This window comes from Brevundimonas sp. UBA5936, from assembly GCA_002430835.1.
Taxonomy (GTDB): domain Bacteria; phylum Pseudomonadota; class Alphaproteobacteria; order Caulobacterales; family Caulobacteraceae; genus Brevundimonas.
Genome location: DJDA01000154.1, coordinates 1 through 9,824 on the forward strand (window position 1 = coordinate 1; position 9,824 = coordinate 9,824).

A 9,824-nucleotide genomic window follows, 5' to 3' on the forward strand; every position below is an offset into this window, starting at 1 on the left:
ACCGCGCGCGAGCACGGCTCCTCCAGCCTGGCCGAGCGCGCCGAACGCCTGACGCCGCGCCCTCAAACCGCCTGAGCGCGCCGGGCCGAGAGCACGCGCGGCCTTGACCCGGCCCCATTGGGCGCCTAGCTCACGGGCTTCGCAGAAGGGTTCCGACACAGTGACCGAACAAACCGCCGCCGATCCCGTCCACGCCTTCATCGCCCAGACGGTGGCCGAGCATGACGTGGTGCTCTTCATGAAGGGCACGCCGGATTCGCCGCGCTGCGGCTTCTCCTCGGTCACGGTCCAGATCCTCGACCACGTGGGCGCGGCCTTCGTCGGCGTCGACGTGCTGCAGGACGAAGCTCTGCGCGAAGGCATCAAGGCCTTCACCGACTGGCCGACCATCCCCCAGCTCTATGTGAAGGGCGAGTTCGTCGGCGGCTCGGACATCGTGCGCGAGATGTTCCAGTCGGGCGAACTGGCCGCCCTGATGGCCGAAAAGGGCGTCGCCCTCGGCGAGGCCTAAGCGCCGATGGCCCGGCCGCAGCTGCAACCGCGTGAGGACCGCGAGGTCTTCGTCGTCCCGCTGGACGTGCGGCCGGAACACATCGACGAGAACAACCACGTCAACAACGTCGTCTACGTCGGCTGGCTGCAGGACGTGGGCACGGCCCACTGGAACGCGCGCTTCGACGACGAGACGCGCGCCCGCTGGTCGTGGATCGCCCTGAGGCACGAGATCGACTACCTGCGCGCCATCGCGCCCGACGCGACCGGCGTCGTCGCCCGCACCTGGGTCGGCGATCCGCAAGGGCCGCGCTTCAACCGCTATGTCCGCATCGAGGACGCCGAAGGCCGCCTGTGCGCGCAAGGCCTGTCCGAATGGTGCCTGGTCGACGCACAGACCCTGCGCCCCGCCCGCATTCCGGCGGAGATGCTGGGGCCGTTCAAGGCATAGCGGCCCTTCTCCCCTTGTGGGAGAAGGTGGCCCGTCAGGGCCGGATGAGGGGTGTCTCCTCAACGCAAAAAGGGGCCGCGCGACCTGACGTCGCGCAACCCCTCATCCGTCAGGCTTCGCGAGCCACCTTCTCCCACAAGGGGAGAAGGATCATGTCGTTCGCTAACGCCTTCGGCTGCTTGAGCGCGTCAGCCCGCGATCTGGCCGAAGTCGGCGACGCGGTTCATCACGCCGCGCACCTGAACCAGCAGCTTCAGGCGGTTTTCGCGCTCTTCAGCCACGTCGGAGTTGACCATGACGGCGGTGAAGAAGGCGTCCACCGGGCCGCGCAGGGCGGCCAGGGCCGTCATGGCGGCGGCGAAGTCCTCGGCCTCCAGCGCGGCGTCCACGGCCGAGGCGGCGGCGGCGGCGGCGAAGGCCAGGGCGGTCTCTTCCGCCGGCTGGTTCGGCAGGCCGGTGGCGACGGCGCCCTCAGGCAGCGGCCCCTTCTTCTCCTCGGCCTTGAGCAGTTGGGCGGCGCGCTTGTAGCCCGCCAGCAGGTTCGCCCCGTCGTCCGTGGCCAGGAAGGCGGCCAGCGCCTCCACCCGACGCACGATCCGCACCAGATCGTCGTCGCCCAGCGCAAAGACGGCCGCCACGAGGTCGTGGCGCTGGCCCTTGTCGCGCAGCAGGACGGTCAGACGGTCGGCGAAGAAGGCGCTGAGTTCAGTTTCAACCGCGAGCTTGTCGACCGCGCGCTGAATATGTCCCTTCTCCAAGGCGGCCATGGCCGGTGAGAAGGCGTCGCGGCGCAGGCCGACGCGAGCTCCATTCTCCAGCACCAGCCGGATCACGCCCAGCGCCGCACGGCGCAGCGCATAGGGGTCTTTCGAGCCCGTGGGCTTTTCGTCGATGGCGAAGAAGCCGACCAGGGTGTCCAGCTTTTCGGCCATGGCGACGGCGACCGTGACCGGGGCGGTCGGGACGGTGTCGCCCGGTCCCTGCGGCTTGTAGTGGTCGCGGATGGCGTCGGCCACGGCGTCGGGCTGACCGGCCAGACGGGCGTAGTAGCCGCCCATGATGCCCTGCAGTTCCGGGAACTCGCCCACCATGCCCGAGGCCAGATCGGCCTTGGACAGGCGCGCGGCCTGTTCGGCCTGAGCCGCATCGGCGCCGACCAGCGGGGCGATCTCGCGCGCCAGGGCGGCGATGCGGTCCACCCGCTCGGCCAAAGTGCCCAGCTTGGCGTGGAAGGTGACGTCCTTCAGCTTGGCGTTCCAGGCGTCAAAGCCGACCTTCTGGTCCTCGGTCCAGAAGAACTCGGCGTCGCTGAGGCGGGCCGACAGCACCTTGGCGTTGCCCGCCGCCAGAGCCTGCCCCCCGTCGGTCGCCTCGACGTTCGCCACGACGACGAAGTGGGGGGCCAGCCCGTCCTTGCCCGGTTCGCGTACGGCGAAATACTTCTGGTGCACCTTCATCGACAGCTGGACCACTTCCGGCGGCAGAGCCAGGAACTGCGGGTCCATGTCGCCCAGGATCGGCGTCGGCCATTCGGCCAGACCGGACACCTCGTCCAGCAGGCCGTCGTCATCGACCAGAGCCAACCCCCTGGCCGCGCAGACGGCCTTGGCGCCCTCAAGGATGCGCAGCTTGCGGTCGGCGGCGTCCAGCAGGACGAAGTTGCGCTCCAGCTTGGCGCGATAGTCGGCGAAGTCCTTGACCGCGAACGGCTGGCCCGCGCCCATGAAGCGGTGGCCCTCGGTCACGTCGCCGCTCTGGATGCCGTCGACCTCGAACGGGATCACCGCCCCGTCGTACAGGGCCAGAATGCGCTTGATCGGCCGCACCCAGCGCAGGGTTCCCGTGCCCCAGCGCATCGACTTGGGCCAGGGGAAGTGGCGGATGATGTCGTCGACGCTTTCGGCCACGACCTCGGTGGTCGCGCGGCCCTTGCTGCTGATTTCGGCGAACCAGACGCCGTCGCGCTCGACCAACTGGTCCTGCGTCAGGCCGGTCTTGCGCAGGAAGCCTTCCAGCGCCTGCGCGGGGGCCGAGGCCTTGGGCCCCTTCAGCTCTTCATTACGGTCAGGCGTGGCGGCGGGCAGGCCGTCGATCACCAGCGTCAGGCGGCGCGGTCCGGCATAGGTCGTCAGCGCGTCCCAGGTCAGGCCCGCGGCCTTCAGGCGGTCCGACGCCATGCGCTCCAGATCGCGCGCGGCGCCCTGCTGCATGCGGGCGGGGATTTCTTCGGAGAAGATTTCGAGGAGAAGCTGGGACATCAGGCGGTCGCCCGTTCGTGTTCGACTTGAGCGAGGGCGCAGGCTTTGCACAGGTCGCGGATGCGGCCGATGTAGCTCTGGCGTTCGGCGACGGCGATGGCGCCGCGGGCGTCCATCAGGTTGAACAGGTGCGAGGCCTTCAGCACCTGGTCATAGGCGGCCAGCACCAGCGGCTGCCCCTGCGGCCCCTTCATGGTCAGGAAGTGGGCGGCTTCGCGCTCCATGTCCTCGAAGCGGCGCTTCAGCGCGGCGACGTCATAGCCGTGGAAGTTGGCTTCCGACTGCTGGCGCTCGTTCTCGAGGAAGACTTCGCCGTAGGTCAGGCCTTCCTTGTTGAACTTCAGGTCATAGACGTTGTCGACGCCCTGGACATACATGGCCAGACGCTCCAGCCCGTAGGTCAGCTCGCCCGAGACCACGTCGACCTCGATGCCGCCGACGCCCTGGAAATAGGTGAACTGCGTCACCTCCATGCCGTCGCACCAGACCTCCCAGCCCAGGCCCCAGGCGCCGACGGTGGGGTTTTCCCAGTCGTCCTCGACGAAGCGGATGTCGTGCAGGCTGGGGTCGATGCCGATGGCGCGCAGGGAGTTCAGATACAGCTCCTGCAGGTTGTCGGGGTTCGGCTTCAGGATGACCTGATACTGGTAATAGTGCTGCAGCCGGTTGGGGTTCTCGCCATAGCGGCCGTCGCCGGGGCGGCGTGACGGCTGGACATAGGCGGCCTTCCACGGCTTCTTGCCCAGCGCCCGCAGCACGGTGGCGGGGTGCAGGGTTCCGGCGCCGACCTCGATGTCATAGGGCTGCAGGATGGCGCAGCCCTGCTCGCTCCAATAGTGGTGCAGGGTCAGGATCAGGTCCTGAAACGATAGAGGTTCAGCAGCGGCCACGGTCGACATTTCGGTCCGATTTCGGGAGGCGCGGACCATAGGGCCGCCACGCTTCGCCAGCAAGGCGAGGCGGTGCAATCCTTCACCCTTCTGCAAGCGCATCTGCGCTAGAAGGCGCCCATGATGCAGCAACGGATCGATCAGATGCGCCGCCGGGCGGCGCGCTACCTGGGCGTCAGGCCGGTGACGATCGCGCCTGCGCGGGGGATTCTCAGCCTCAGCTTCGACGACTTCCCGGCCAGCGCCTGGACCGAGGCCGGGCCAATCCTGGCCGAACACGGGATCAGGGCGACCTATTACGTCGCGGGCGGGCTGTGCGACGGCGAGAACATCGGCAAGGCTCAGTTCGAGGTCGAACACCTGCAGGCCGCGCATGAGGCCGGGCATGAAGTCGGCTGTCACACCTTCGACCACGTCAGCGCCCTGCGCCTGAGCCCCGCCGCGCTGACGGACCAGTTGGCGAAGAACGCCGCCTGGGTCGCCGAGCGGTTGGACGGCCACGTCATGACCACCTTCGCCTGGCCCTTCGGCGACGTGGCCCTGGGCGCCAAGACGGTGATCGACGAGCGCTTCCTGCTAGGCCGCGGCGTGCGCGACGGGGTCAACGCCGGACGCGCCGACCGGGCCAACCTTCAGGCCATCGGCTTGGAGTCGCGGCGCCTGCCCCACTACGACCTGGAGGCTCTGGTCGCGCGCGCGGCCGAGGCGCCCGGCTGGCTGATCGCCTATGGCCATGACGTCGAGAGCGATCCCACCCCCTACGGCTGCACGCCCGAGGATCTGGACCGCCTGATCCGCCTGGCCAAGGCGGCCGGGCTGGAGATCCTGCCGGTCGGCGAGGCGTGGGAGCGGTTGAGCGGCGTCTGAATCTTCCTCACCGCTCATCCCGGCGGACGCCGGGATCCAGTAAGAGCCTCCCGCGCGGCCGTCTGAGGTGAGCGAGCCAGCTATCCGCCTGGAGTTGGCAGCCAAAGCACTGGATCCCGGCGTCCGCCGGGATGAGCGGTTTCAGCATGCGCCGCCCAAAGAAAAACGCCGCCGCCCGCTGAGGGCGACGGCGTCTGTCCGTCAGGATCGCCGGGGCCGAAGCCCCGGCGCCCGCCTTATCAGAACCGGAAGCTGACGCGGCCGGTCAGGCGGTGGTCTTTGTAGTCGTCGTTGAAGACGCCCGAGTAGCCGACCTCGATGTTGGTCGACTTGCTTGCTTCGATGTTGAAGCCCAGGCCCGCCTGCAGCGCGCCCGAGTTCAGGTCGGCGCCTTCGACGCGGAACACCGGGCCGTCCGAGAAGGCCGCATTGAACACGGGGCCGTCGCCGCTCAGGTCTTCGGTCCAGGCCAGGTGGCCGATCGCCGACAGCGCCGGACGGCCGTTGCCGCCCGCCAGGTGTGTCTCGGAGCGCAGACCCGCCGTCAGCAGGTCCGAGGTCTGGGAAACGTCGCCCGACAGGGCCGCGTCGCCGCCGCGCTCGACCACGTCCGCATCGTATTCGACGCGGGTGTAGTTCAGGTACGGCTCCAGCACGGTCGAGGCCATGACCGACTTGCGCCACGACACTTCGCCGTAGGCCTGCCAGGCTTCGCCGTCATAGCGGCCGGTCAACTGCTCGTTGAAGCGGTTCAGCGAAGCCGAACGGTCGGTGCGCGTGCGCGAATCCATCCAGGCGCCGCCCAGGCGGAAGTCGAAGCCGCCCAGCGTCGCGGCGCCGTAGACGCCGATGTGCTGGGTCTTGACCTCGCCCGTCGAACGCAGGCGGTTGGCGCGGATTTCCGACTGGCTCTCACCGACGGCGACGCCGATGTGGGCGCGGCCGTTCAGCGTCTTCTCGACGCCGGCCAGATAGCCGGTGGCCTCGCTGCGGAAGCCGGCCAGTTCGCCGTTGTCCTGACGCCCGCTGCCGAACACCCCCGAGGCCCAGACGGGGACGCCGCGACCGTCGGTCGCTTGCGTCGTGCCGTTGCGGCCGCGCGTCAGCATGGCGTCGCGGATGAAGCGCGAGTCGCCTGAAGCCACGCCCGCCAGGGTGGCGTGAACCTCGCCCGTCAGGCTGTTCAGGGCGCCGCGGACGTTGTCGGCGCTGCCGTCCAGGATGGCGTCTTCCAGCGCCGTGTTGCGGCCCGCCGGCGGGTTGGTCATGGCCTCGCCGGTCATGACGTCCAGGGCCGCGCCGACCGACTTCTGGTTCGGCGTCACGCCGACCGAGGCGATGGTCACGTCGTTACGCGCCAGCGTCAGCTGCACGGCCTTGTCGCTGTAGGTCAGGATCGGCTTCAGGAAGGCCAGGTCGCTTTCGGCCCCCGCGAAGACGCCGGTGACGCCGCCCTCGGACTGCAGGATGTCCATCCGGGTGCGCAGGTTCCACTCGCCCTGGTCAGCCTTCAGGATGACCTTGCCGCCCTCCAGCGTCGTCGCGCCTTCGACGGCGACGCGCGAGTGCTGGGCGCCGTTCACGCTGGAGCGAATCCACAGATAGGAGCCGTCCTTGAACACCAGGTTGTCGGCGATGGTCAGCGTGCCGAACGGGTTAGCCGTATCGCCCGGCGACAGAACCCCGCCCTTGTCGACAACCACGTCGGCCAGACGGCCCACGCCGCCCAGCATACCCAGGTCGGCCACGGTCGAGGTCGAGTTGATCAGGCTGCCGTTGACGGTCAGCAGGCCGCCCTCGACGCGGGTCGCGCCGGTGTAGTCGTTGGCGCCCGTCAGGACCAGCTCGCCGCCGCCCTTCTTGACGATGCCGCCGATGTCGTCCGGGTATTCGGCCAGAACCTCGGCCGAATAGCGGTCGCGCGCATCGCCGATATCGTTGCTCCACACATCGACCGTACCGACGCGCACCTCGACGTCGCGCACGGCGCGCAGAGCCGTCGGGCCTTTCAGCGCGACCTCCATCTGCGGCGCGCCCCAGCCGGACCTCAGGTCCACGCCCGGCGTGTCCAGGTCCAGCGAGCTGGACACCAGGATGTCGCCGATCAGGGCCGTGTCATACTCGGCGAAATTCTCCATCAGCAGGGCGGCGAAGCCCGCGACGTTGGGCCCAGCCATCGACGTGCCCGTATAGGCGGCGTAATCCGGCCCCGTGAAGGTGACCAGCGTCTCCAGGCGCTCCATCAGCAGGGCGTTGGCCTGGGTCAGGACATCAGACGAGAACTCCGGCGTCAGGATGGCCATGTTGCCGGTCGAGGTCAGCAGACCCGCCAGTTGCGAGGTGAAGCCGTCCGGGTCGTTGAGACGACCGCCGGAGATCAGGGTGATGGCCACGGCCTCTTCGGCCACGCGACGACGCGCAGCGGCCTCGTCGAACGGAAGACCGGCGTCTTCAGCGGCGTATTTGGCGTTCAGATAGGTGTTCAGCGCGCCCAGGAAGCGGTTCACCGAAGCGGCCTGCAACGCCGCGACCGTCGTCGCCGTATAGAGCGGGCGATAGTCGGCCGGACGGTACTGGGCCACGATGGCGTCGAAATCGAATTCGAAGCCGGGCACCGCCGACACGATCTGGTGGCCCGGCCCGGCGACGCACCAGGTTGCGCTCTGGCCGCAGAAGCTGGTCGAGGGGCTGGGCGTCAGGTCACCCGTGTAGTTGGCCACCGACAGCCAGTTGGAGCGCAGGCGCGCATCCGACATGGGAGCCAGCGCATCGATGCTGGCGTGGACGCCGTAGCCGTTGCCGGCCGAGAAGACGACCAGGACGTCGTGGTCCAGAACCGGCTTGTAGAGATCGCCGAGATCCTCGCCGAGGAGGCCTTTCACGACGTCCGCCGGCGCGTCGTAGGGAATGTTGTTCCCCGACCCCCAGCTGTTGTTGATGATCCGGACTTCGCCCGTATTGGCCAGGTCGATGATGTTCTCCAACGGCGTGCTGACAGTGTCGCCGTTGATGAGGGCGTCGCGGAACCACAGGAAGTCGCCGGCGGCGAAGTTGGTCGTGGCCGAATAGATGTTGGCGCCGAAGGCGTTGCCGAACATGGCCTCGCCTTCGATGCGGGCGCCGCCGATGGTGCCGGCGACGTGGGTGCCGTGGCCTTCCCAGCCGCGACGCGGGTTGATGCGGCCGTCGTTGCCGTAGTCGCCCGAGACGACCGTGTTCAGGCCCTTGATCTTGCCTTCCCCGCCGAACAGCGGGTGATCCATGTAGACGCCCGCGTCATTGACGCCGATCGTCAGCCCCTTGCCCGACAGGCCCAGAGCGTAGGCGTGCTCTAGCCCCAGATAAGCCTTGGAGTAGTCGACCGAGAACTGGGCGTCTTCGCGCCAGGACGTCAGCGCCGCGTCGTAGTCCGCAGTGCGCGACCCGTCCGCCATGTAGAACCCGCCCGGCGGCGGCGTAACACTCGTCTGAGCGGAAACATCACTCGCCCACACAAGGGCGGAACCGGCGGCCGCAACAAGCAGGCCCGCCTTGAACGCGTTAATCATAGATCCCCACACAAGCGAAAATGACTATTTCAAGAGAGGTCGCCTCCGTCCCGACAGCTGTAGCCGCCGCTCCACGCGCCCCTCTCTGAAGCATTTGAGACGGAAACCTCCGCCTACTGTCAATCGCAGAACGCAGATCATTCTGTCAGACGCCGCTTCCCCAAAACTGTCACGCTTGAGTGTGCCGAAATTGGAATTTCTCTCCAATCCCCGCCCCTCATGACCCAGAGGCGCCCGACACACACATCAAGCCGCCATTTCTTCGCCAGAATTGAGCCACAACAGCGTCAATACGTCGCACTTCTCGCCTTAGGGTTGAAGCAGCCCTTGAGCCTCGGCCCAGCGAATCAACGGTTTACGAGGCCAGCACAACAGCCAGGAGCAGGCGCTGTATTCGCCCGTCTCGATCATGGCGCGGCGCGTGGGCGAGGAGGCGGAGGCGCGCTCGTCGTGGATCTCGCCGCCGCCCTGATGGATCATGAAGGCGCCGTTCTTCGTCGGCGTGGCGCGCAGATAGGTCAGGCGCGGGCTGATGGTCTCCAGCGGCGGATCGAAGAACCAGCTGGAGCCGATGACGCCCGCCAGTTCCGGCCGCGTCTTCAACAGGGCGGCGGCGGCGGCCCAGTTGCGCTCCCAACCCGCTTCGTTGAAATCCGACAGGTCGCGCGCCTCGGTGTGCGTCTCGAGCCAAGGTCGCCAGCCGCCCGCCTGAACCCAGCCGATCAGCGGACCGGGACCGCGCCCGCCCAGCATGTGCCGCACCACCAGCCCCGGCCCGACGGGCGAGGACAGGTCCAGCATCTGGGTGTTGCTGCCCGGCACGCTGAGCGCCAGGGACACCCGCACGTCCTTGGCCCAGAAGTCGGGATCATACGGGTCCGCCCCGCTGTCCAGATAGGCGGCGAGCCGGTCCACATAGGTCGGATAGCCCGCCAGCACGGCCTGCGGCAGGCGCTCGGCGGCGATGCGGCCGGGCAGCTCCAGCGCCCAGGCGGCGATCAGGCCGCGCCTCTGGTCGTCGTTCGCGCCCTCGCCCAGCAGGCCGTCGACGGTGCGGGCGGCCAGTTCGAAATCCCAGTGCGGGGCGACCTCGGCGGCGGCGCGGGCGGCGGCGTCCTTGAGCTCGTTCACGCGGGCGCGGTCGGCGGGCGACAGGCGCGACAGGGCGCGTTCAAAGGCGGCGGTCTGTTCGGGCGAGAGCTGGGTCATGGCGGCCAGCTTGGCCGCAGGGGCTGTAAATCCGGTTAAATAACCGCACGCGGTTCGATATCCGGCGCGCCCAGCACCACAGGCCGCGCCCACCAGCCCGGCCGATCCA

7 protein-coding genes are annotated in these 9,824 nt (G+C 68.4%); 3 read left to right on the forward strand and 4 right to left on the reverse strand.

Going from position 1 to position 9,824, the window contains the following annotated elements:
* Nucleotides 1-160 precede the first annotated feature (160 nt).
* Nucleotides 161-511, forward strand: coding sequence for a Grx4 family monothiol glutaredoxin (grxD, locus tag B2Y21_RS15850; protein WP_087141491.1), 351 nt, complete (start codon nt 161-163; stop codon nt 509-511).
* Nucleotides 512-517: 6 nt separating this feature from the next.
* Nucleotides 518-943, forward strand: a complete 426-nt coding sequence (locus tag B2Y21_RS15855; RefSeq protein ID WP_125902131.1) for an acyl-CoA thioesterase — start codon at nt 518-520, stop codon at nt 941-943.
* Nucleotides 944-1,131: 188 nt separating this feature from the next.
* On the opposite strand, the gene glyS is transcribed toward B2Y21_RS15855, so the two are convergent.
* Together glyS and B2Y21_RS15865 are read right to left on the reverse strand one after the other, a co-directional pair.
* Complete coding sequence (gene glyS, locus B2Y21_RS15860; RefSeq protein ID WP_292060816.1) at nt 1,132-3,201, reverse strand: glycine--tRNA ligase subunit beta; 2,070 nt, start codon at nt 3,199-3,201, stop codon at nt 1,132-1,134.
* Complete coding sequence (locus tag B2Y21_RS15865; protein ID WP_003165881.1) at nt 3,201-4,100, reverse strand: glycine--tRNA ligase subunit alpha; 900 nt, start codon at nt 4,098-4,100, stop codon at nt 3,201-3,203. Before B2Y21_RS15865 ends, glyS begins: the two co-directional genes overlap by 1 nt.
* Before the next feature lie 111 nt (nt 4,101-4,211).
* On the opposite strand from B2Y21_RS15865, the gene B2Y21_RS15870 reads away from it, so the two are divergent.
* Nucleotides 4,212-4,958, forward strand: a complete 747-nt coding sequence (locus B2Y21_RS15870) for a polysaccharide deacetylase family protein (protein WP_292060819.1) — start codon at nt 4,212-4,214, stop codon at nt 4,956-4,958.
* 239 nt (nt 4,959-5,197) lie between these two features.
* Here B2Y21_RS15870 and B2Y21_RS15875 read toward each other — a convergent pair whose 3' ends face one another.
* Nucleotides 5,198-8,392, reverse strand: a complete 3,195-nt coding sequence (locus B2Y21_RS15875) for an autotransporter domain-containing protein (protein WP_292060820.1) — start codon at nt 8,390-8,392, stop codon at nt 5,198-5,200.
* Between the two features lie 423 nt (nt 8,393-8,815).
* Nucleotides 8,816-9,715, reverse strand: coding sequence for a hypothetical protein (locus tag B2Y21_RS15880; protein ID WP_292060822.1), 900 nt, complete (start codon nt 9,713-9,715; stop codon nt 8,816-8,818).
* Nucleotides 9,716-9,824 lie beyond the last annotated feature (109 nt).

Excerpts from the sequence above, each read along its gene's own strand:
- B2Y21_RS15855 (WP_125902131.1), top strand. The coding sequence starts at position 518 with ATGGCCCGGCCGCAGCTGCAACCGCGTGAGGACCGCGAGGTCTTCGTC.
- glyS (WP_292060816.1), bottom strand. The coding sequence starts at position 3,201 with ATGTCCCAGCTTCTCCTCGAAATCTTCTCCGAAGAAATCCCCGCCCGC.
- B2Y21_RS15865 (WP_003165881.1), bottom strand. The coding sequence starts at position 4,100 with ATGTCGACCGTGGCCGCTGCTGAACCTCTATCGTTTCAGGACCTGATC.
- B2Y21_RS15870 (WP_292060819.1), top strand. The coding sequence starts at position 4,212 with ATGATGCAGCAACGGATCGATCAGATGCGCCGCCGGGCGGCGCGCTAC.
- B2Y21_RS15875 (WP_292060820.1), bottom strand. The coding sequence starts at position 8,392 with ATGGCGGACGGGTCGCGCACTGCGGACTACGACGCGGCGCTGACGTCC.
- B2Y21_RS15880 (WP_292060822.1), bottom strand. The coding sequence starts at position 9,715 with ATGACCCAGCTCTCGCCCGAACAGACCGCCGCCTTTGAACGCGCCCTG.